Origin of the sequence: Aeromonas molluscorum, from assembly GCF_051376105.1 — a bacterium.
GTDB classification, from domain to species: domain Bacteria; phylum Pseudomonadota; class Gammaproteobacteria; order Enterobacterales; family Aeromonadaceae; genus Aeromonas; species Aeromonas molluscorum.
Genome location: NZ_JBPQCY010000002.1, coordinates 246,079 through 267,335, shown reverse-complemented (window position 1 = coordinate 267,335; position 21,257 = coordinate 246,079). Strand labels below are relative to the sequence as shown.

General features: G+C 62.5%; 17 protein-coding genes. 9 read left to right on the top strand and 8 right to left on the bottom strand.

Annotated elements, in window-relative coordinates:
- Positions 1–123: 123 nt before the first annotated feature.
- Genes recD through recC form a run of 3 tightly spaced genes read right to left on the bottom strand, consistent with a single transcriptional unit; the run spans position 124 to position 9,202 of the window.
- Positions 124–2,190, bottom strand: a complete 2,067-nt coding sequence (recD, locus tag ACSMDR_RS11865; RefSeq protein WP_436468378.1) for an exodeoxyribonuclease V subunit alpha — start codon at positions 2,188–2,190, stop codon at positions 124–126.
- Positions 2,187–5,804: an exodeoxyribonuclease V subunit beta gene (gene recB, locus ACSMDR_RS11860; protein WP_436468377.1), complete on the bottom strand. Its 3,618-nt coding sequence runs from the start codon at positions 5,802–5,804 to the stop codon at positions 2,187–2,189. The genes recD and recB overlap by 4 nt, the downstream gene beginning before the upstream one ends.
- Positions 5,804–9,202, bottom strand: coding sequence for an exodeoxyribonuclease V subunit gamma (gene recC / locus ACSMDR_RS11855; RefSeq protein WP_436468376.1), 3,399 nt, complete (start codon positions 9,200–9,202; stop codon positions 5,804–5,806). Before recC ends, recB begins: the two co-directional genes overlap by 1 nt.
- A gap of 101 nt (positions 9,203–9,303) precedes the next feature.
- Here recC and ACSMDR_RS11850 point away from each other — a divergent pair, with 101 nt between their 5' ends.
- The gene (locus ACSMDR_RS11850; RefSeq protein ID WP_269077626.1) at positions 9,304–9,426 is read left to right on the top strand and encodes a hypothetical protein; all 123 of its coding nucleotides are present in this window, start codon (positions 9,304–9,306) and stop codon (positions 9,424–9,426) included.
- A 12-nt stretch (positions 9,427–9,438) separates the two neighbouring features.
- Here the strand turns inward: ACSMDR_RS11850 and ACSMDR_RS11845 are convergent, their stop codons facing one another.
- From ACSMDR_RS11845 to ACSMDR_RS11835, 3 genes are all read right to left on the bottom strand, one after another.
- Positions 9,439–9,831: a DoxX family protein gene (locus ACSMDR_RS11845; protein ID WP_436468375.1), complete on the bottom strand. Its 393-nt coding sequence runs from the start codon at positions 9,829–9,831 to the stop codon at positions 9,439–9,441.
- A gap of 85 nt (positions 9,832–9,916) precedes the next feature.
- On the bottom strand, positions 9,917–10,603 hold the full coding sequence (locus ACSMDR_RS11840) for a pirin family protein (RefSeq protein WP_436468374.1): 687 nt from the start codon (positions 10,601–10,603) through the stop codon (positions 9,917–9,919).
- Positions 10,604–10,632: 29 nt separating this feature from the next.
- Complete coding sequence (locus tag ACSMDR_RS11835) at positions 10,633–10,965, bottom strand: hypothetical protein (protein WP_005897473.1); 333 nt, start codon at positions 10,963–10,965, stop codon at positions 10,633–10,635.
- 257 nt (positions 10,966–11,222) lie between these two features.
- Between ACSMDR_RS11835 and ACSMDR_RS11830 the strand changes: the two genes are divergently transcribed.
- Both ACSMDR_RS11830 and ACSMDR_RS11825 read left to right on the top strand, forming a co-directional pair.
- Positions 11,223–12,122: a LysR family transcriptional regulator gene (locus ACSMDR_RS11830; protein WP_436468373.1), complete on the top strand. Its 900-nt coding sequence runs from the start codon at positions 11,223–11,225 to the stop codon at positions 12,120–12,122.
- 400 nt (positions 12,123–12,522) lie between these two features.
- Positions 12,523–13,287, top strand: coding sequence for a helix-turn-helix domain-containing protein (locus tag ACSMDR_RS11825; protein WP_005897477.1), 765 nt, complete (start codon positions 12,523–12,525; stop codon positions 13,285–13,287).
- Positions 13,288–13,334: 47 nt separating this feature from the next.
- On the opposite strand, the gene ACSMDR_RS11820 is transcribed toward ACSMDR_RS11825, so the two are convergent.
- Positions 13,335–14,057, bottom strand: coding sequence for a UTRA domain-containing protein (locus tag ACSMDR_RS11820; RefSeq protein ID WP_436468372.1), 723 nt, complete (start codon positions 14,055–14,057; stop codon positions 13,335–13,337).
- A 187-nt stretch (positions 14,058–14,244) separates the two neighbouring features.
- Here ACSMDR_RS11820 and ACSMDR_RS11815 point away from each other — a divergent pair, with 187 nt between their 5' ends.
- From ACSMDR_RS11815 to ACSMDR_RS11790, 6 genes are all read left to right on the top strand, one after another.
- On the top strand, positions 14,245–15,306 hold the full coding sequence (locus tag ACSMDR_RS11815; protein ID WP_436468371.1) for an ABC transporter substrate-binding protein: 1,062 nt from the start codon (positions 14,245–14,247) through the stop codon (positions 15,304–15,306).
- A 10-nt stretch (positions 15,307–15,316) separates the two neighbouring features.
- Positions 15,317–16,150, top strand: coding sequence for an alkaline phosphatase family protein (locus ACSMDR_RS11810; protein WP_436468370.1), 834 nt, complete (start codon positions 15,317–15,319; stop codon positions 16,148–16,150).
- On the top strand, positions 16,150–17,046 hold the full coding sequence (locus ACSMDR_RS11805) for an ABC transporter permease (RefSeq protein ID WP_436468369.1): 897 nt from the start codon (positions 16,150–16,152) through the stop codon (positions 17,044–17,046). Before ACSMDR_RS11810 ends, ACSMDR_RS11805 begins: the two co-directional genes overlap by 1 nt.
- Positions 17,039–17,815, top strand: a complete 777-nt coding sequence (locus tag ACSMDR_RS11800; RefSeq protein ID WP_436468368.1) for an ABC transporter permease — start codon at positions 17,039–17,041, stop codon at positions 17,813–17,815. The genes ACSMDR_RS11805 and ACSMDR_RS11800 overlap by 8 nt, the downstream gene beginning before the upstream one ends.
- 58 nt (positions 17,816–17,873) lie before the next feature.
- The gene (locus ACSMDR_RS11795) at positions 17,874–18,881 is read left to right on the top strand and encodes an ABC transporter ATP-binding protein (protein ID WP_436468367.1); all 1,008 of its coding nucleotides are present in this window, start codon (positions 17,874–17,876) and stop codon (positions 18,879–18,881) included.
- A 72-nt stretch (positions 18,882–18,953) separates the two neighbouring features.
- Complete coding sequence (locus ACSMDR_RS11790; protein ID WP_436468366.1) at positions 18,954–19,625, top strand: HAD family hydrolase; 672 nt, start codon at positions 18,954–18,956, stop codon at positions 19,623–19,625.
- Between the two features lie 6 nt (positions 19,626–19,631).
- On the opposite strand, the gene ACSMDR_RS11785 is transcribed toward ACSMDR_RS11790, so the two are convergent.
- On the bottom strand, positions 19,632–21,218 hold the full coding sequence (locus ACSMDR_RS11785; RefSeq protein ID WP_436468365.1) for a sensor domain-containing diguanylate cyclase: 1,587 nt from the start codon (positions 21,216–21,218) through the stop codon (positions 19,632–19,634).
- Positions 21,219–21,257 lie beyond the last annotated feature (39 nt).

Sequence of the window (21,257 nt, the reverse complement as noted above, 5' to 3'; positions counted from 1 at the left end):
ATAAAACAAGCAACTTAACATCTAGTTATTTGGGATAGCGATACGCTACCGTCGACTAATAGTGTCATTTTGTTAGGTTTCGATCAACACCATAAATCTACTGGCCAAGATTAATAGACAACATTAACCCACTTTTATGACTCCCAACCTCTCCGCCAATCCGGAATAACGCTCGGTCTTTTTCCGCACAGCCTGTGCCAGCAGGGCGCGATCGCCATAGAGATCGAGGCGGGCCTTGGCGCGGGTGATACCGGTGTAGACCAGCTCGCGGGTCAGCAGGGGGCTGGGGCTGTCCGGCAGCACCAGCACCGTATGGGCAAATTCCGAACCCTGGGACTTGTGGATGGTCATGGCGTAGACGGTCTCGTGGGGCGGCAATCGGCTTGGCAAGAGCGCGCGCAGGGTGCCGTCCGGCTGCTCGAACCATACCTTGAGGCGACCAGTTTCATCGGGCAGACAGAGCCCCATATCGCCGTTGTAGAGGCCAACCCCGTGGTCGTTGCGCACCACCATCACAGGGCGACCGGCATACCAGTCGCCGTCGCGGGCAATCAGCCCGGCCCGTGACAGGGCCAGTTCCAGCCGCTCGTTTAGCCCCAGCACCCCAAACGGGCCATCGCGCAGGGCGCAGAGGATCTGGAAGCTGTTGAATGCCTTGAACACGGCGGCGGGATCTTCCCCCGCGCGGGCCGCCTTCAGATAGCTGCCGTAACCGGCCACTCCCTGGGCAATCAGGGCGTCGTAAGCCTCCCCCGCCCAGGGGTGCAGGCTGATGTCCTTGAATCCCGCACTCCAGACCGCTTCCACCGCCGTGGCATCTCCGCCGTTGCAGGCGCGCGCCAACTGGCCGATGCCGGAATGCTGATCAAAGCGCCAGCTTTTGGCCAGCAAACAGAGGCTGTCACGTACCGGTGCTCCCGCTGGCGTGCCCTGCAAGCGATAACCTGTCTGGCGGGAGAGCCAATGGGCCTGCGCGGGGCTGATGCCCTGTTCGATAAAGCTGCAGATATCGCCGAGCACGGCCCCCGCCTCCACCGAGGCGAGCTGATCCTTGTCGCCGAGCAGGATCAGGCGGGCGTGGCTCGGCAGCGCATCGAGCAGACGTGCCATCATGGGCAGGTCGACCATGGAGGCCTCATCCACCACCAGCAAGTCGAGGTGCAGCGGGTTGCCTGCGTGGTGGCGGAACTGGCTGCGCCCCGGGATCACCCCGAGCAGCCGGTGCAGGGTGCCCGCTTCTGTGGGGATGGCTTCCACGACCTCGGGGGCAAGGTCGAGGGCCAGCAGGGCAGAGCCGATACTCTCGGTCAGGCGTGCCGCCGCCTTGCCGGTGGGGGCCACCAGCCGGATCGCCGGGGCCTTGCCTGCTTGCAGGCCAGTCTCTACCAGAATGGCCAGGAGCTTCGCCACAGTCGTGGTCTTGCCGGTGCCGGGGCCGCCGGAGATCACCGCGAAGGGGCGCGCCGCCGCCGTGGCCGCCGCCAGCTTCTGGCCGTTGCAGCAGAGCGCCTCGGGCACCAATTTATCCAGCGCACTCAGATCGCTCGCCGCCTGGGCGCTCCCCAGCAAAGCCTCGATGGCGGGCCAATCCACCCCGTCAGAGAACACCAGATCCAGATACTTCTCGACGAAATGGCGGGCCGAGAAGTCGGGGGCGAGGCGGGCTTTGAGCAGCGCCGCGAACACCAGACCGTAGTCGCGGGCAAAGAGCCGCGACAGGGCCGGGGCAATCTCCGGCCATTCGGCTCTTTCACTTAAGGCGCGAAGGTGGCGGGCCACCCCTTGCTCATGATCGTGATAACGGGTGAGGTAGAGCCGCCCGCGCCAGAGCCGTAGCGGCCAGCGGGGGGCCTCCCCCTCATGAGCTTCAGAGCCAACCAGCGGACTTGCCGCAAACAGGGCAGGCCAGCTCGCAGGATCCGCCAGATCCGCCAGCAGATCCCGGCTCTGATCCGGATCCAGCCCGAAGGGGCGCAGGGATCCCTTCTCGTTACCGGCATGGGCCAGCATTTCCAGCGGCAGGCAGACGTGGCCGCGTCCAAGCTCGTAGCAGGCGAGCGCCGCCCCCAGCACCAGCTCGGGGCCGCCGCCAAGGTCTGCCACCAGTTTGGCAAATTGCAGATCCAGCTGGCGGATGCGCCCCCCTAGCGCCAGGGCCTTGAGCCGTTCGATCATCATTGCGCTCTTCATGCTTCTACCCCGTTATCCGAAACGTCTGCGGTGGCGGTCGTCGCCCCCTCGCTAAACAACCGATCCAGCCCCAGCACCAGCTCGCGGCTGGGTCGGGTATGAAACACCCCACCCTGGGGCATGCCGCGCAGGAACAGATAAAACACGCCGCCAAAGTGCTGGTCGAAGTCGTAGCCCGGCAGGCGCAGGGCGAGCAGCCGGTGCAGCGCCAGGGAGTAGAGCTGGTATTGCAGGTCGTAACGATGCTCAACCATGGCCCGCTCCAGCGCCGGCCGGCTGTAATCGGCCGGGCTCATGCCGAGGTGGTTGGATTTGTAGTCAAGCAGGTACCAGCGCCCCTGCCACTCGAACACCAGGTCGATAAAGCCCTTGAGCATCCCCTGCACAGTGGCAAAGCCCAGCGGCTTGTTGCCCCGCGACAGGGGGTCATGCTGCTGGCAGAGCGCGGTCAGTGCCGGCGCCGTCACCCGTCCCATGGGCAGGAAGAACTCCAGCTCCACCTGCTTGCGCTCGGGGGCCAGATCCCGCAGCCGCACCGGCTCGCCAAGGCCTGTTTCAAGGGGCGTCTCCAGCACCGCCTCCACCTGCTGTTGCAGCACTTGGGCCCAGCTCTCGTCGAAGCCATCTTGCGCCAGCAGGGTGGCGATATGCTGTGCCAGCGGCTCGCCCGCCGCGCTCTGAAAGTCGATGGTCTCGAACAGGCTGTGCAGCAATGTGCCGGGGCGCGCCCCCTTGGGGAAGGTGAAGATGGAGGGCTGGGGCGCCTCCTCCGGTTGCTCGGAAGCCAATGCAGCCGCCTCGGTGACCACCTCGTCATCGAAGCCGGGATTGGCCAAGACCCCCTTGCCGTGGCCGTTCCCCTGGGCCGCGAGACCTGAGTAGGAGCTGATCCACCAGTCCCGCTCCAGCCGACCGCTAAAGTGGCGCACCTGGGGCTCGCCCAGCTGCTCGTGCTCGGCCACCAGCGGGGCCGGGCGGGTGAGCGAGGGCTCACCGACCGCCACCCCGGGCAGCGCCTGGGCAAGCTCGGTGAGCGCGCTCGCCAGGGTAGCTGCGTCCCCCGCCTCCCCCTTTTGCAGCAGGTAGCCGATGGCGGTGTGGTGCAGATCGGTCTGCTCCGACTTGCCCGCCCCGGCCCGCACCGGGGCCAGCCCGAGCCAGGTGGCGTAGACGCCGCGAGTCAGCGCCACATAGAGCAGCCGCAAGTCTTCGGCAAGGCGCTCCTTGTCGGCTTCGGCCAAGGATCCCTCGGCGCCGGTCAGATCGAGGATGGTACGGTTCTCCCCCTCTCCCGATTCGTGGTAGAGCGGGGTCTCGGCAGTTCTGTGGCTGCAGATGAAGGGCAGGAAGACCAGCGGATACTCCAGCCCCTTGGATTTGTGGATGGTGACGATCTGCACCAATTTGCGCTCCGATTCGAGGCGCAGTACCTGTTCCGCATCCTGGCCATTGGGGCGGCTCACCGCCTCCCCCAGCCAGCGCAGCAGGGCATATTCGCCGTCCAGCTCGCAGCTCACCTGTTGCAGCAGCTCCCCCAGATGGAGGAAGTTGGTCAGCCGCCGCTCTCCATAGGGACTCGCCAGCAGGGAGGAAGCGAGATTGCGCCGGTGCAGCAGGGCTCGCAGCATCGCCAGCACGCCACGGCGGTGCCAGATCGCTCGGTACTCCATAAACTCCTGCACCGCGCTCTCCCACGCCCGCTCGTCGCTGGCCAGAGCGTCGAGCGCCCTGGCATCGAGATCGAACAGGCCGGTGGCGAGCGCCGCCCTAAGGCTCCTCTCCTCGCTCGGGTTCTGGCAGGCGTGCAAAATCAGCAGTATCTCCCGCGCCTCCACCTGCTCCAGCACGCTCTCGCGATTCGACAAATAAACCGAAGCGATGGCAAGGCGCGCCAGCTCCTGCTGCACCAGTCGGCCCTCGGCGCCGGTGCGCACCAGCACGGCAATGTCCCCGGCCTTGACCGGCTTGTCGCCAATCAGCGCCTTGCCCTCGCGGGCCAGGGTCAGCAGTCGGTGAATTTCCGCCGCCGTGGCACGGGCCATTCGGCTCTGGTAATCCCCGCGGTTGAAGGTGGGCTGGCCGGTCAGCTGCCAGCAGTGCAGCACGGGGGCAACTTGCCCGTCGAGTTGCAGTGCCTTGCTCTTGCCCTGCGCCTCCACCGGCAAGAAGGGGATATCCGCTTCATAGATAAAGGGATCTTTCGCCCGTTCGAACAGGCCGTTGACCGCCCCCACCAGCGCGCCGCTGGAGCGCCAGTTGCGCCCCAGGCTGTAGTGGGCGCTCACATTTCGCCGCGCCTGAATGTAGGTAAAGATGTCGGCACCGCGAAAACCGTAGATGGCCTGCTTGGGGTCGCCGATCATCAGGAGCGCCGTGTCCTGGTGGCCGCCGTAGAGGCGATGGAAGATGCGGTACTGCTGGGGGTCGGTATCCTGGAATTCATCGATCATCGCCACTCTATAGCTGGCGCGAATGCGCTCGCAGAGCCGCTCGCCCAGGCTGGAGCCGAGCGCCCCATCGAGATCCTTGAGCAGGTCATCGAACGAGAGCTGATGGGCCTGCCGCTTGCTCGCCTGCATCCGGCTGCGCACCACCTTGGCGGCCCGTTGCAGGATGAGATCCCGAATACCTGGGCGGCTCGCCAGCAGCTCGTCGATCTCGCTGAACAGCGGCAGGGTTGGTAACGCCTTCCCCTTGCTCAGCTTGGCCTCCAATGTTTCCTGGCCGAAGCGATCGAGATCCTTGGGCAGGGTATAACCGCTGGTCGGATCCTGTGCCCAGTCCCCGATCTTGGCGAGCCAGCCTTCGTAGTTCTTGCCGGTATAGAGCTTTATTTGCCCCTCTGTCTGGCGGCGGATCTCGTCCCCTTGCGCCAGCCAGCCATTTTTCACCGCCTCGATACGGGCCATGGCCACCTGATGGCGCTCGGCCAGGGTCTCGTCCCCCAGCGCAGGCAGTATCTCCAGCTCGCTGTTGTCGAGCCAGCTGCTCATCTCTCGCAGCAGGGCGGCGGGGCTCGGCCAGAGCGCGCGCACCGAACTGGCCAGGGTTTTATCCACCGGATAGAACTCGGTGCGCCAGTAGTCACTCACCGCCTGCAACCTGAGCTGGCTGTCATCGGTGAGAAATTCGGTTTCAAACAGGGCGCCCGATTCGAAGGCGTTCTGTTTGAGCATCCGCTGGCAGAAGCCGTGGATGGTAAAGACAGCCGCCTCGTCCATCTGCCGCTCGGCGGCCAGCAGGCGACGGGCCGCCAAGGGGTGATCCTCGACCTCCAGCAGCAGTTGGGTCAGCAGCGGATCTGTGCTCTCCCTGCCCATGAAGGCGAGGCGCGCCTCGTGGATGCGGGCGCGGATCCGGCCACGCAGCTCGGCGGTGGCGGCTTCGGTAAAAGTCACCACCAGGATCTCGGTCACCGAGAGCGGCCGTTCGTGGGCGCTGGGCTGACCCACATCGGCCCCCTCTTCGCCTTCTTGTTCGATAACCGGGCCGTGACCCAGCAGCAGGCGCAGGTAGAGCCCGGCGATGGTGTAGGTCTTGCCGGTACCGGCTGAGGCTTCGATCAGTCGTTCACCATGGAGGGGGAAACGCAGGGTATTGAGCGGGCTAGCCATTATTTCAGCTCCTCCAGGGTTTGATGCAGCGGGGTCAGGTGTTCACGGGCCAGATCCTTCAACTGCCCCAGCACGGCGTCATCCAGTTCGGGGAAGCAGCGGGCAACATAGGGGTCCTCCCCTTCGCCATTGATCATCCAGCCACCATTGAAACGGCTGAGCGCCGCCTTGTCGGCGGCATCCGGTTTGTCCGGGTCCTTTTCCATCGCCTTGAACCAATCCCAGGCGGTATTGGGGAAGAAGGGCAGCGGTCGCTTCATGCCCTGCTGCCAGAGCGCCACCAGCGCCGCCAGCCTGGGGCGCGCCTCGTCGGCAGCCAGGGCCGGGAAGCGCCAGCTCAGCTTGGCATCGAACAGCAGGGTGTCGCCGGGAGCCTCGCTCAGGGAGAGGCAGAGGTGCTGGATCCAGCCCAGCAGCAGATCCTTGCCGTTGAAGCTGCCGGGCTTGATGATCAGCTGACGCCCCTTCTGGGTGTCAATCCAGCCTTGCAGCTGCCCTTGCGCCAGGGAGATATCGATCTCCACCGCCTGTTTCTGTGCCTCGTCACCCGCAACCCAGGGACGCAGCCGCTCGGCCAGGCCACCCATCTGTTTATCGAGGTCGTCCAGCAGCAGACTGCCGAACCAGCCCTGGGGCAATTGCCCCGAGAGGCGCAGCCGCTCGCGCCGCTTGTCCACACTATCGCTCCGCCCCGGGCTGTTCCCCTGTGCCAGATGGGAATCGAGCAGCAGACTCTTGAGCTGATAGTGCTGCAGGCCGTCCAGTTCGAACGGCTCGCTGTCTTCGATGTTGGCTTCGTTCAACTCGAACCACACCTTGAGACGGCGATTGAGGAAATACTTGGCGGGCTGGCGATAGAAACGCAGCAGCTCGGCCAGCTCCAGCCCCTGCTCCTTGCCCCATTCGGGGGGCAGTGGCAGCTCGCCACTCTGGAAATTGGCCGCCCCCGCCACGGGATCCAAGGCGGGCAGCCAGTCGACGGCATAGGTAAAGAGCCGCGAACCCGCCTCCGGATAGAAGTAATTGCGGCTGTAGGGGGTCAGCGGGTGCTCGACCACCAGGTGCTTGAGCAGCCGCTCGCCGGACTGCTCGTCTGGCAGTGTCTCATCTCCCGCCAGTACGAAGCCCTGGCGCACGTAGTCGACAAGCTCCGCCAGCAGCACTGAGGGCACCTTCGCACTGTTGTCCTGGGCGCTGAAGCCCTGATAGCTGATATAGAGCCCCTGCTGGGCGCTGAGCAGCGCCTCCAGGAAGAGATAGCGGTCATCGTCCCGGCGCGAGCGATCCCCGCGCCGACTGGCACTGGCCATCAGATCGAACCCCATGGGGGCCAGGGTGCGCGGGTAGACCCCATCGTTCATGCCAAGCAGACAGACCTGCTTGAAGGGGATGGATCGCATCGGCATCAGGGTACAGAAGTTGACCTGACCGGCGAGGAAACGCTGGCTGGATCGCTGCTCTCCCAGCACGCTGCCAAGGTAGTCCTGCACCAGATCCGCCGTGATGGGGCGCTCGAAGCGCGCCTCGGCCAGCGCCCCCTGCCACTCGACGAGCTGGCTGCGGATAAGTTGCAGCAGTCGCTCCTCCTCCTCGTCCGCCAGGTAGAAGCGCTCGAGCAGCTCATTGAGGCAAGCCGACCATGCGGGCAGGGAGTGTTCCCGTTGCAGACGCGGCAGGAACTCGGCGAGTGAATCGACGAACCAGGCCAGCTTGCCGAGCGCCAAGCCTTGTTGTCCCTCGATATCCGCGTAAGGCAATATGCCCGCCACCGGCTCGCCATCCCCCATGGCGAAGCCGAGCAACATGCGGCGCAGGCCGAACAGCCAGCTGTTGCCGGACAGGCGCGGCAGGTCGAAGCGCTCGGGGTAGGCATCGTCCAGTCCCCAGCGGATACCGGTCTCCTGCACCCAGACCCGCAGCTGGTTGAACTCGTCATCATCAAGCTCGAAGCGGCGCAGCACGGCGGGCACTTCGAGGATGGCGAGCAGCTCGCCGGCCCCCAGCCGGGCGTTGGGCAGCCTGAGCAGGGCGAGGAAGCTTTGCAGCAGCGGGCTCTCCTGACTCGCCGCCCGATCCGACACCGCGAAGGGGATCTGGCCGCGCGCACCAAACACCGCCTGAATATAGGGGCCGTAGCTGTTGACGTCCGGCATCATCACCACCACGTCTTTCGGACTCAAGGTCGAGTCCTGTTCGAACAGCGCCAACAGCTGGTCGTGCAACACCTCCAGCTCGCGCATCGGGCCGTGGCAGGCGTGGATCTGCAAGGATCCATCCTGAGGATCGACTGGGCTCTTGTGGTGGCTGCCATCCAGACTGAACTGGCCCTCGCCCCGCGAGGCCAGATCCAGTACATCTTTCTGGACGGCGCGCAGCAGCCTGGCGTTGCCGTTATCGTCCAGATCGTCTATCTCGACGAAGGCCTCGATTTGCGGCACCTCCAGCTCCATCAGCTGATGCAGATAATCCCGTCCCAGCTTGCCCATGGAGGCGAGCAGCGGGTTGGCGGGCCCTTGCAGGCTCTCTATGTCGGTGCCGGGTTTGAGCTTGCTTTCGAGGCGGGCCAGGGTCTTTCTGTCCAGCAGATCCCCCCAGTAGTAGCGGCAGGGGTTGGTGACGAACAGATGCACCTCCACATCCTCCCGGCTACCCAGGGCCAGCAAGGCTTCCACATAGCGCGGCGGCAACGCCGAGATCCCAAATACAAACACCCGTCGAGGCAGCTTGCCCGGCAGCTGGGCGCTCTTTTGCAGCTCGTGGATGAACTCTTCATAGAGGTTGGCTCTATGGTAGCCACTGGGGCTCAGCGTCAGGGTGCGGGCCACCAGCTCCCGCCACAGTTCGGGCTGCCAATCCTGGCCGCTCACCCCGGCCAGCTCCTGACTCCCCGTTCCGACAAGTCCCTCTCCCTCTTCCCAGCGGGCGATCCAGTCCGGCCGATAAACCAGATATTGATCGAACAGGTCAGCAACCTTCTGGCACAGCTGCCACAGCCGCACCTGCTCGGGCGCCTGCGCGGGATCCTGGCCAGGATCCTCCCCCCCGCCACTGCCCAGGTAGGCGGCCAGGGGCGCGAAGGCGGGGCGTTCCAGCAGGGCGGGCAATATGGTCATCAGCTGCCAGCTCATGGATCCCTTGTTGTAGGGGCTCTGGCGCGGCACATCCGCCAACACTTGGGTAAACATCTCCCAGATGAAACTGGCGGGCAGCGGGAATTCGAGATTGGCGGCGATGCCGAATGCCTTGGCCAGTTCCAGCTTGAGCCACTGGGCCATGCCAGGACTCTGTACCAGGATCTGTTCCTGCTCGAAGGGGTGAGCGAGAGGTGCCTGCCGGATGTGGTTGACCAGCAGCTCCTTGAGCAGATCCAGCTGATTGGAGTGGTAGAGGGTAAACATGGACGACTCCCGCCAATTCAAACGAGGGGGTGAGCACGGAAAAAGATGAGCGATTCCCGTCACTTCACACGAAATGAGATTGTCAGGGATCGGGAGGGAAGATGCAAAAGGCGCTTGTGGTCGTGGCGCAGGTCCCCATCACACTGCCAGCATTCGCTGCGGCAAATGGCGGGCATAAAAAAGCCGGTGCTGCTGCACCGGCTAAAAAGCGTTGGAAAACTTGAACTATCAGGCTGTTACCAGCACTTGCCGAGGCGGGCATCCAGGCTGAAAGCGCCAGGACCGGCCGCCGCCAGGGCCAGGAAACCACCGGCCACCGAGAGGTTCTTCATGAACATCAGCATCTGCATCTGTTCGGCAGGCTGGTAATGGAAGAGGAAGGCCGCCATCAGGGTAAAGCCGGCCATCAGCACGGCGATGCTGCGGGTAAAGAGACCCAGCATGATGGCAAGACCACCGCCAAGCTCCAGCAGGATAACCAGGGGCAGCAGGGCGCCGGGAACCCCCATGGCCTCCATGTAACCTTGGGTACCAGCGTAGCCGCCGATCTTGCCCCAGCCTGCGACCACAAACATCAAGGCCAGCAGAATACGACCAACCAGCAGTGCCACATCTCTCATCTTGTCCATCTTCAGATTCCTTTGATAACCAATCACAGTGTTAATAGTGTAAGACCAAATTTCTAACTAACTCATTTCACCCAATATTTATCTATCAGGGCAGATCAAACAGCAGTGCCTCGCTCGCCGTTGAGACGATCAGTGCCCAGTTCGCTTCGTCACGACTGAGTACTCCGTCGCCCGGCTGGGCGGCCAGACCGTTTGCGGTCAAGCTCCCAGAAATCATATGCAGGTAACCATGACGCCCTTGCAACGCCCATTCGAGGGTCTCCCCTTCGGCAAGTTGCAGGCGCCATACCCGGACCTGCTGCCGGATGCTGAAGGATCCAGCTTCCCCGGAGGGGGAAGCTACCAGCGTCATGCCTGGCTGGTTTTCTATCCGTTTCTGCTGATAACCGGGAGCCGTACCGAACTCGTTCGGCTCGATCCAGATCTGCAGCAGTTGCAGGGGCTCGCTCTGAGAGGGGTTGTATTCGCTGTGGCGAATGCCTGAACCCGCACTCATCAACTGGAAATCCCCGGCCGGGATCTGCTCGGCATGACCCAGGCTGTCCTTGTGCTCTATGGTGCCCTTGAGCACACAGGTCAAGATCTCCATGTTGGCGTGAGGGTGAGTGGCGAAACCGCCACCCGCTGCCACCATGTCGTCGTTGATGACACGCAAGGCTGAGTGCCCCATCCACTCTGGGTCGTAGTAGTGACCAAAGGAAAAACTGTGGTGAGTATCGAGCCAGCCAAAGTTGGCGTGACCTCGATCTGCTGCGGCTCTCAATTGCATCATGGTGTGCTCCTTACGCTATCAAGCAGTGGTTAACGCTGGCGACCGTCACCCAGACCGAAGGGGACACGGTACTGGCTGGACTCGTTGCCCAGGCTGACGGTCAAGGTGCCCTGAGTGCGGCTGGGCAGTTGTACCCGCTGAGTGCCCATCAGGCTGGCATGGACAGAGGTCAGCAGATCGCCGGACTCGTCACGAACCTCCAACATGGGGTTGGATTTGCCATCGATGACGGCGCTGGCTTGCCAGTTGACGAGCAAGGTACCCGGGGTGGCGCTGAAGTCAGCTGGCACGCTGGCCTGGGCCAGACCGGAACTCATCAGGCCTGCAACGGCCAGCACTTTGATTAGGTTTTTCATGTTCAATTCTCTCTTGAATTTTTATGTCATTGATAGGCCGTTCGGCCTGGGCCAATGCATCCATGCAAGAGACTATGTCAAATATTATGTTGTTCTTTTACTGAAAGCTGACCGACTATTCTTGAGGAGGTCACAGCCTGGAACTGCACTTATTTGGCCACTGAGCCATCCTGCTCAAGCGATGATTGAATGTTAAACCTGCATGACTTAAGTTGTTAGCGAGATAATCTGGCGATCATATTCAAAAATTTTGAAGGCTACTCATGAGCAAAGAACGCGCACTGACCCTGGAAGCCATTCGGGTGCTGGATGCCATAGAGAGACGGGGCAGCTTCGCCGCCGCCGCGGAGGAGCTGGGCAAGGTGCCTTCGGCACTGAGCTACACGGTGCAAAAACTGGAAGATGAGCTGGATGCCATGCTGTTTGACCGCAGCGGCCACAGAACCAAGTTCACCCCGGCCGGACGCATGCTGCTCGAGCAGGGTCGCTTGCTGCTGGCGGCAGCCGAGCATCTGGTGGGGGAGACCCGCGCCCTGGCGCGAGGCTGGGAAACCGACATCACCATAGCCGTGGATACTCTAGTGCCGGTGCAGGCGCTCTATCCGCTGGTGGAGCGGTTGAGCGAGCTGACCGATACCCGACTGCGGTTTCGGGCCGAGGTGTTGGCGGGCAGTTGGGAGACACTGGAAGATGGCCGTGCCGATCTGCTTATCTCCTCCTTGACCGGCGATCAGATGCTGACCGGCATCAAGCATCAGTCTCTGTTTGAAGAGGAGATGCTCTATGTGGCGCACCCGGATCACCCCCTGCATCAGGAGCCCGAGCCTCTGGCAGACGAAACCCTGCGCCGCTACCGCGCCATCGCCATCGCCGACACGGCGCGGCGCAAGCCCGCCCTCACCTACCGCCTGCTCGACAAGCAGCCGCGGCTCACCGTCAGCACCATGGCCGAAAAACGCGATGCGCTGCTGGCGGGGATCGGCGTCGGCACCATGCCGCTGGGCTGGGTAGCAGAGGATGTCAGGGCGGGCCGACTCAAGGTGATCAGCCCCGAGTATCGTCACCCCATCACTGTGGTGCTGGCATGGCGACGGGACAGCATGGGCAAGGCCAAGAGCTGGCTGGTGCGGGAGATACCCAAGCTGTTTGTCGCCAAGGCGTAATGCGTCACCGCTTGACGCCGTTGGCAAATTAGGGGAAAAGAAAAAAGCGGAACCCTGACGGGATCCGCTCAATTTGCCAGGAAAGAATAAAAACCTTTCGGTTTAAAAAAACCCTTAAATTGGAAGCAAACAATCGATTTCGCAACCAGGAAAGTCTCGAATTCGATTCGTGTTCGATTATGCGCGAACCAATATTCCTCGCCAGCACAATGTTGCAGAGTTGAAGGATGTGCACCGTCCGGTGTCATTTTCTGCAACCTTTGCCCCAAACTGGCCAGATCATCCCGCTTATTTCGGCCCCTTGCTTTCCCCTGTTTTTTAAAGTGTCAATATCTGAGCCCGAACCATGGAAAAGGTACACTTTTTGGCGGTTCATCAAATGCACATAAAGGAATGACGCATGACCTATAGCCAGACCCTGGCCAACAACATCCTCGACACCCTCAAGAAGACGCTGATCGACAAGGGGATCCGCTATCAGACCCTGGCCGAAGCCATGAACGTCTCCATCGCCACCATCAAGCGCATGATGAACAAGCCGTCCTTGCCATTCGATACCCTGCTGGAGATCTGCCATCTGGTGGGGCTCTCCTTCGAAGAGCTGCTGGAGCGCACCCAGGAGGCCCAGAGTCGCCGCGCCGTCTTCACCCAGGAACAGGACGAGGCATTTCACAACGAGCCGGGGCTCTACGCCTTCCTCGCCAACATCTTCTGGCGCGACAAGACACTGATCGATCTCAAGCGGGAGTATGGCCTGACCGATGCCTCCTGCTACCTCTATCTGCGCAAGCTGGAGAAGCTCGGCATACTCCAGCTCGGCATAGACAACAGCTTCCATTTTCTCATCAGCGAGCGGATCAACTTCGAGCAGCACAGCCGCTTCGCCCGCCAGCAGGCGCGCCAGGCCATGTCGGTGCTGGGTGACTATCTGGTGGAAAACATGCACAAGCAGAACAACTACATGGCGCTGTGCCAGTTGCATCTGGACGAGAGTGAGGCGTTCGCCCTGATCGAGCGGATGAAGGAGTACTGGCACCAGGAGCTCAAGCTCAACCGCCCCGCCATCGGCCAGCGGGAAGACACCAAGACCTATACCATGTCGTTGCAACTGGCCGACTGCGGCTATCAGAGCTTTGACGATCTCATCCCCAACATAGACGGCTAAACCTCAGCACAGGCCTCGTCCCCGGGCGAGGCCTGTCTCCCGCTCAGTCATGGTGGGCCGGGGCGAGTATCCAACGAGATGCATATTGCATCCGGCCGCCAGTGCTCTATATCGCAGTCGATCAATGCCCCGTCCTCATCGTAATTTATCCGCACCAGCCGCAGCACTGAGCTGCCCTGGGCAAGATTGAGCACCCGTGCTATCTCTCCCCGTGCCGCCACCGGCGTCACTTCCAGCCGGGCCCCCCCCTGCCCTATGCCATATTCACGCCAGTAGAGCTCGGTGAGTGACCCCGCCAGAGGCTGGCACTCGATGCCAGGAAAGCGGGTTGCCAACAGATGATGGCTGACGTGCAGCACGGGGCGGCCATCGATCAGCCGCTGGCGACGGATCCCGAACAACGGGGTGAAAGGGGTAATGGCCATCCAGTGACAGAGGTCGCTGCTGGCCAGCTCGCTCCCCTGACCGAGCAAGCGGGTCTCGGCGCTCCGTTGCTGCTCGGTGATCCACTGATGGAAATGGGTGTGACGAGCCGGATCGTAAATCAGCCTTGGCGGCGCCACGAACCAGCCCCGCCGCTCGGCACGGTAGATGATCCCCTCTGCTTCCAGGGTCGAGAGCGCCTCCTTGACCGTGATCCGGGTGGTGGCAAAACGCTCGCTCAGGGCTCGCTCGGCGGGCAGCTGCTGGCCAGCCGTCAACTGGCCGCTGTCGATATAACGGTGCAGCGTCTGGCAGATTTGTTCACTCTTGGTAAGGAGTCTGGTCACGAGCCTGTCCTGGCATAGTCCAACGAATCGAATGCCATGCTTATATCCCGCCCAGATGAAGCTGCCATGACAGGCTACTTGCTACTCGAATGTCATCCAATCGCCACAAAAGCATCCCGGTACCGTCACATTGCCCCCCTAGCATCGTCCTCGAACCTTAACTGACCTAGTCCAGAAGGATGGGATGATGAAAACCTTGATCGCAAGTGCACTGGCCATCGCGGCCATCAGCCAGCCGTTTTTTGCAACGAATAGCTATGCTGCCGACAACATCGCGGATCTTGAAAAAGCCGCTCGCGGCGAAGGCCAGCTCAACAGCATCGGCATGCCCGATAGCTGGGCCAACTGGAAAGATACCTGGCAACAGCTGGGTGGCGTTTATGGCATCAAGCATCAGGACACCGACATGAGCTCGGCCCAGGAGATAGCCAAGTTCGCCGCCGAGAAGGCCAATGCCACCGCCGATATCGGTGACGTGGGTGGCGCCTTCGGCCCGGTCGCGGTCAAGCAGGGCGTCACCCAGCCCTACAAGCCCTCCACCTGGGCAGACATTCCCAACTGGGCCAAGGATGCGGACGGCCACTGGATGCTGGCCTATACCGGCACCATCGCCTTCCTGATCAACAAGGATCTGGTCAAGGCCGCCCCCACCAGCTGGCAATCCCTGCTCGGCGGTGACTACAAGGTGACCCTGGGGGATGTGGGTGTCGCCTCCCAGGCCAACAACGGCGTGCTGGCCGCGGCCTATGCCACCGGCGGCAGCGAGAAGAATCTCAAGCCCGCCTTGGAATTGTTTGGCAAGCTGGCCAAGCAGGGTCGCCTATCTCTCAACGATCCGACCATCGCCAACATCGAGAAGGGCGAGGTGGAAGTGGGGGTGCTGTGGGACTTCAACGCCCTCAACTACCGTGATCAGATAGACCCGAACAAGTTTGCCGTGGTGATCCCGAGTGACGGATCCGTCATCGCCGGTTACACCACCATCATCAACAAGTGGGCCAAGAACCCCAACGCCGCCAAGCTGGCACGGGAATACATCCTCTCCGATGCCGGTCAAATCAACCTGGCCCGGGGCTATGCCCGTCCCATCCGCAGCAATGTGGTGCTGCCCGATGACGTGAAAGCCAAGCTGTTGCCCGCCGAGCAGTATGCCAATGCCAAGCCGGTGCAGGATCACGCCGCCTGGGAGCTGAGCTCCAAGGCCCTGCCGCGCCAGTGGCAAGAAACCGTCATGATCAACATGCAGTAAGGACACGCCAGTGCAACACAAGGTGATAGTGGTACTTGTGGATGGCTTGTCTGCCGAGGTAGCCCACACCATGGGCTACCTCGCGGGCATGGTGGAGGCACAGCGCGGCCTGTATACGACCCTGAGCTGCGCCCTGCCCTCCCTCTCCCGCCCGCTCTACGAGTGCATCCTGACCGGAATTCCACCGGTAACCAGCGGCATCAGCCATAACGGTGTCAGCCGGCTGAGCCGGCATGAATCCATCTTCCATCTCGCCCGAGCCGGCGGCAAACGCACCGCGGCCGCGGCTTATCACTGGGTGAGCGAGCTCTATAATCGCAGCCCCTGGCAAGCGCTGCGGGATCGCTTTACCCATGACGAGCAGCTGCCCATCCAGCACAGCTGCTTCTACTGGGATGACGGCTACCCCGACAGCCATCTGCTGATGGACGGGGAGTGGCTGCGAACCCAGTATGACCCCGACTTTCTGCTGATCCACCCCATGGGGGTGGACGATGCGGGCCACAAGTTTGGCCTGGACTCCCGCCAGTACCGCAATCAGGCGCGGCGCATGGACAGCCTGCTGGCCGATCTGCTGCCCCAGTGGCTGGCCGAGGGGTATCAAGTGGTGATCACCTCGGATCACGGCATGAACGAGGATCTGAGCCACGGCGGCACCTTGCCGGCAGAGCGCACCGTGCCGCTCTGGCTGTTTGGCGATGCCTTCGTGGCCCAGTGGCCAGCTGGTCCCGCCATCCAGCAGACCCAGCTCTGCGGCCTGATGGCCGACCTGCTCGGGGTTGCCCATGACAAGCCGAGCGGCCCGCCACTGCTCAAGGCCGCTTTCTTGCGCGAGGTGCATTGATGATGCCTGCCACCACAGAGATCCTGCCGGATCACGCCACGATCCCGCGCCGTACCCGCCGCCACTGGCTACCCGCCCTGGTGCTGCTGCCATTTTTCCTGTTGCTGATCCTGTTCCAGCTCGCCCCCATGGTGTGGGTGCTGGTGGGCAGTTTTCAGACCCCGGATGGCTGGGGCCTGGGTTATTACCGGGAGATCCTGAACTCCCCCTTCTATCTGCAATCTTTCACCAACTCATTGCGCATCGCCGGCATTGCCAGCCTGGCAGGGCTCGCCATCGGCACCCTGGGGGCGGCGGCGCTGCGCCACAGCGGTGAGCGGGTCAAGCGCATGCTGCTCGCCTTCGTCACCATGACGGGGAATTTCAGCGGCGTCCCCCTGGCGTTCGCCTTCATCATCATTCTCGGTATCAACGGCGCCCTTACCCTGCTGCTCAAGTCCTGGGGCCTCATCGACGGCTTCAACCTCTACTCGGGGGCAGGTCTCATCCTCATCTACACCTATTTCCAGATCCCCCTCGCCCTGTTGCTGCTCTATCCGGCCTTTGATGCACTGCAGGATGACTGGCCCCAGGCCGCCGCGCTGCTCGGCGCGAGCAAGGGGCAATATGTGTGGCAGGTGGCCCTGCCGGTGCTGACGCCGGCACTGCTCGGCACCCTGATCATCCTGTTTGCCAACGCGGTGGGGGCCTATGCCTCCGCCTATGCCCTCACCACGGGCAACTTCAACCTGGTGACCATCCGGGTGGCGAGCCTGGTATCGGGGGACATCTTCCTCGAGCCCAATCTCGCGGCAGCCCTGGCGGTGATCCTGATGGTGCTGCTGGGGGTGGTGACGGCGGCGAATCAGTGGCTGCTCAAGCACAGCTACCTTGCGAAGGGGAATAGCCATGAGTGAACTCCAGCCAAGCTGGCCGCGCTGGGTGCTCGGCGCCCTGGTAACCGTCCTGATATTGCCTCTGCTGGCGACCCTGCTCTATTCACTCTCTACCCGCTGGGGAGCCACCCTGCTGCCGGATGGCTTCACCTTCGACTGGTATCTGCAGCTGTGGGAGGATCCGCGCTTCCTGGCCGCCTTCGGCCGCAGCCTGCTGGTCTGTTTCGCCACCCTGCTATTGGGAACCCTGGTGCTGGTACCGACAGTGCTGGTGGTGGCCTACTACTTCCCCAAGCTGGATCCCTGGATGAACCTGCTGATCCTGCTGCCCTTCGCGGTGCCACCCGTGGTCTCCTCGGTGGGGCTGCTGCAGATCTACTCAAGCGGCCCGTTACCCATCATTGGCACGCCGTGGATCCTGGTGGGCACCTGGTTCACCATAGTGCTCCCCTTCATGTACCGGGCGCTGGCCAACAGCTTGCAGGGCGTACCGCTGAAGGATCTGATGGATGCCGCCCACCTGCTGGGGGCCAGCAGCGCACGCGCCTTCGCCCTGGTGATACTGCCAAATCTGCGCAAGGGACTGCTCTCGGCGCTGTTTTTGTCACTCTCCTTCCTGCTCGGCGAGTTCGTGTTCGCCAACATGCTGGTGGGCACCCGTTACGAGACCCTGCAGGTCTATCTCTACAACATGAGATCCACCTCGGGCCACTTCACCAGTGCCCTGGTGATGAGCTACTTCCTGCTGACCCTGCTGCTCACCTGGGCAGCCAATCGCTTTCATCGGTGACGGCCACATGTTCCGCACCCCTTGCTGCCCGGCAGCCCAACCTGATCGGTGACAAGACATGTTCCATCTAGAAGTGAATCAACTGCACAAATCCTACGGCGACACCAAGGTATTCGAAGGGATAGAGTTCGGCATCCGCAAGGGGGAGCTGGTGACACTGCTCGGCCCCTCCGGCTGCGGCAAATCCACCCTGCTGCGGGCGCTGGCCGGGCTGACCCCGGTCGATGGCGGCCAGGTGCGGGTAGCCGGTGAGGACATCACCTGGCAGGCGCCCCAGAAGCGCGGCATCGGCATGGTGTTCCAGAGCTACGCCCTCTTCCCCAACATGACGGTGTGGGACAACGTCGCCTTCGGCCTCAAAATGAAGCCTCAGCCGGGGCGTGAACTGACGGCCAGCGTACAGGAAGCGCTCAGCCTGGTGGAACTGGATGGCTTCGAGCTGCGCTATCCGAACGAACTCTCCGGCGGCCAGCGCCAGCGGGTTGCCCTGGCCCGGGCCCTGGTAGTGCGGCCACGCATCCTGCTGCTGGACGAACCGCTTTCGGCCCTCGATGCCCGCATCCGCCGCAGCCTGCGCCAGCAGATCCGCGAGATCCAGCAACGTCTGGAGCTCACCACCATCTTCGTCACCCACGATCAGGAAGAAGCGCTCACCATGTCGGATCGGGTGTTTCTGATGAACAAGGGAGAGATAGTACAAAGCGGCACTCCGGAGCAGATCTACACCCAGCCTGCCAATGAATTCGTGGCGAGCTTTATCGGCCACTACAACCTGTTGAGCCCCGAGCAGGCCAACCGGTGGCTGGGCGGATCCCGCAGCGCCAAGCTGGCACTGCGGCCCGAGGCCATCGCATTGCTGCCTCAGGAGGCCAGCCCTCCCGAACCCCATCTACCCGGGGTAATACGCCACCAGCAACTGCTCGGCAATATCATCCGCTATCAGGTGGCGTGCGAGGCGGGGCTCTTGACGGTGGACGTCCTCAACCGCTCGGCCCGTGACCTGCTGCCGGTAGGTCGTGCAGTCACCCTGGCGGTGGCCCGGGATCAGTTGCGTGAGGTAGCATAGCGATGCAGCAGACCCCATTATTACCCGGTGCGCGGTCACAGGCCCGCCCGCTATCCCCAGCAAGGAGCTGACATGGCACTGGCACTGTTTGATTTGGACGAGACCCTGATTGCCGGGGATTCCGCCAGCCTCTGGCTGGAGTACATGGTGGCCGAGGAGCTGGCCCCGGCGGGCATGGTGGCCGAGGAGCAGGCCATGATGTCCCTCTACCATCAGGGCAAGATGGACATGCACCAGTACATGGCATTTACTCTGCAACCCCTGGCGGGCAAGACGCGCCAGTGGCTCGACTCGCTCTGTACCCGCTTCGCCGAGCAGGTGCTGCGCGAGCGCCTCTACCCGCAAGGGCTGGCCCGTATCGATTGGCATCGAAAACAGGGCGATACCCTGGTGCTGATCTCCGCCTCAGGCGAACATCTGGTCGCCCCCATGGCGCGCATGCTGGGGATGGATCACTGCATCGCCATCCTGCTCGATGAGGAAGAGGGTCTACTGACCGGTCAGACCCGGGGCACCCTGAGCTTTAGAGAGGGCAAGGTGGCGCGCATCAACCAGCTGTTTGGCGGGCTTGACGATCCCTGGCAGGGGAGCTTTGGTTACAGCGACTCCCACAACGATCTGCCGTTGCTGCAAGCTGTGGCACTTCCCCATGCGGTCAACCCGGCGCCCCGCCTTCGCCAAGCCGCCGAGCAGGCGGGTTGGCCCTGCCTGCACTGGCAACTCGTCGAGGAAAAGGTGCAATAACGGCGATCAGGGGCCGAGACAGCCTCCATGATCCGGGGTTGGCGCCACCGCTCCCGCTTGATAGCAGCGGTTCTTGCCCGCCCGCTTGGCGCGATAGACCTCGGCATCCGCCGTGACAATCAACTCCTTGGCCTCCCGGGCCTGGCCACTGGCCACCAGGCCGCAGCTCAAGGTGACCCGCAGTCCCGGCTCGCGCCACACCAGCGTCGCAATCTGCTCACGAAACTCGTCGAGCAGGGCGAAGATCATCCCCGGATCCTCCCCCATGAGCAGGGCCACCAGCTCCTCGCCGCCGTAGCGGCAGACCCAGCCCCGCTCGCCCAGCTGTTCCATGGCCAGGGTGGCAACCCGCTTGAGCACCATGTCCCCGGTGTGGTGTCCGAAGGTGTCGTTGACCGCCTTGAAGTCGTCGAGATCAAACATGGCGAGGAAGAAGGGTTCCCTCTCGTCAAGCAATTCTGCCAGCTGATCATCGAAGAAGCGGCGATTGTAGAGGCCGGTCAACTTGTCGAGGTTCGCCAGCTGCCGGACTTCATGAAGATCCTGACTGGTTGCGGCCAGCTCGGCATAGATGTGCTTCAACTCCCGAATGTCTCCCAGCTGAGTCGCCGAGGGATCATCACGGCTGTAGCGGATCATCCGGGCAATCTCGTTGAGCATGCTCTTGAAATAACGGGTCCAGACGATGGCCAGCACCAGATAGAGCACCGACGCCAGCACCACCATCAACTGTACGTTGAGAGAGGCCCGCGCCACCGTCTGGTTAAGACTGGCCGCGGGCTTGATGCTCATCAGCACCCAGCCCTGTTCCGGCAAGTGGCTGTAAGAGACAAACTGACTATTGCTCTCATCGAGGAAGAGCCCCCTGTCATCGGCAAACCGCCTGAGCCAGCCGGGGTGGGGCATCATCTTGAATAGCTGCTGGGGTTCAGGGTGAGCCAGCTGACGACCCGAGGCATTGATGATGCTCTGATAGCCATCTTCCCCCGGGCGGTTGAGCAAGGCCGAGAGCGGCTGCAGCTGGGCATCGACCGCAAACACCCCCAGGGTCTTTCCCTGGGGATCGGTGAGAGTCTTCGCCATGGAGATCAGCAGGTTCCCCGTGGTGTAGTCGTAATAGGGCTCGGTCCAGACCAGTCGCCCCGGGTGAGTCATGGCCAACTGGTACCAGGGTCTGGTACGGGGATCATAGGCGGGATTCTGATCCCAGTCCGGGTAGCTGAGCACCTGACGCCGCTCGGTGCCGAGGTAGATGGCGATAAGATCCGGGGCCAGCCCCTTGTAGAGTCGCCAGTCATGCAGGTAGATGTTGGTGTGGCCAAGTTCACTGCCACTGACATCCTCGGCCTTCACTTGGCCATAGATAAGGGTAAACTGTCGCTCCAGCTCGGCCAGGTAAGGCTCAACCAGGCTCTCGCGCAACTGGTTGTTGTTGGCGATGAGACGCTGCTCCAGTTCCTGTTGCAGGCTGCGGGCCATGTGCAGATAGTAAATGCCCCCCAGCACCAGCACTGGAATAAACAGAACAAGCAGGCCAAGCCTCATGCGGCTCACCAGAGACCAATACTTTTTGGTGGTAGGAGACTTGCTCAAACTGGACTCCAGTGACAGGGGCGTTTGAGTCAGATTAAC

Excerpts from the sequence above, each read along its gene's own strand:
- ACSMDR_RS11845 (WP_436468375.1), bottom strand. The coding sequence starts at position 9,831 with ATGGACAAGATGAGAGATGTGGCACTGCTGGTTGGTCGTATTCTGCTG.
- ACSMDR_RS11830 (WP_436468373.1), top strand. The coding sequence starts at position 11,223 with ATGAGCAAAGAACGCGCACTGACCCTGGAAGCCATTCGGGTGCTGGAT.
- recD (WP_436468378.1), bottom strand. The coding sequence starts at position 2,190 with ATGAAGAGCGCAATGATGATCGAACGGCTCAAGGCCCTGGCGCTAGGG.
- ACSMDR_RS11800 (WP_436468368.1), top strand. The coding sequence starts at position 17,039 with ATGAGTGAACTCCAGCCAAGCTGGCCGCGCTGGGTGCTCGGCGCCCTG.
- ACSMDR_RS11815 (WP_436468371.1), top strand. The coding sequence starts at position 14,245 with ATGAAAACCTTGATCGCAAGTGCACTGGCCATCGCGGCCATCAGCCAG.
- ACSMDR_RS11805 (WP_436468369.1), top strand. The coding sequence starts at position 16,150 with ATGATGCCTGCCACCACAGAGATCCTGCCGGATCACGCCACGATCCCG.
- ACSMDR_RS11850 (WP_269077626.1), top strand. The coding sequence starts at position 9,304 with ATGCAAAAGGCGCTTGTGGTCGTGGCGCAGGTCCCCATCACACTGCCA.
- recB (WP_436468377.1), bottom strand. The coding sequence starts at position 5,804 with ATGGCTAGCCCGCTCAATACCCTGCGTTTCCCCCTCCATGGTGAACGA.
- recC (WP_436468376.1), bottom strand. The coding sequence starts at position 9,202 with ATGTTTACCCTCTACCACTCCAATCAGCTGGATCTGCTCAAGGAGCTG.
- ACSMDR_RS11825 (WP_005897477.1), top strand. The coding sequence starts at position 12,523 with ATGACCTATAGCCAGACCCTGGCCAACAACATCCTCGACACCCTCAAG.
- ACSMDR_RS11840 (WP_436468374.1), bottom strand. The coding sequence starts at position 10,603 with ATGATGCAATTGAGAGCCGCAGCAGATCGAGGTCACGCCAACTTTGGC.
- ACSMDR_RS11795 (WP_436468367.1), top strand. The coding sequence starts at position 17,874 with ATGTTCCATCTAGAAGTGAATCAACTGCACAAATCCTACGGCGACACC.
- ACSMDR_RS11790 (WP_436468366.1), top strand. The coding sequence starts at position 18,954 with ATGGCACTGGCACTGTTTGATTTGGACGAGACCCTGATTGCCGGGGAT.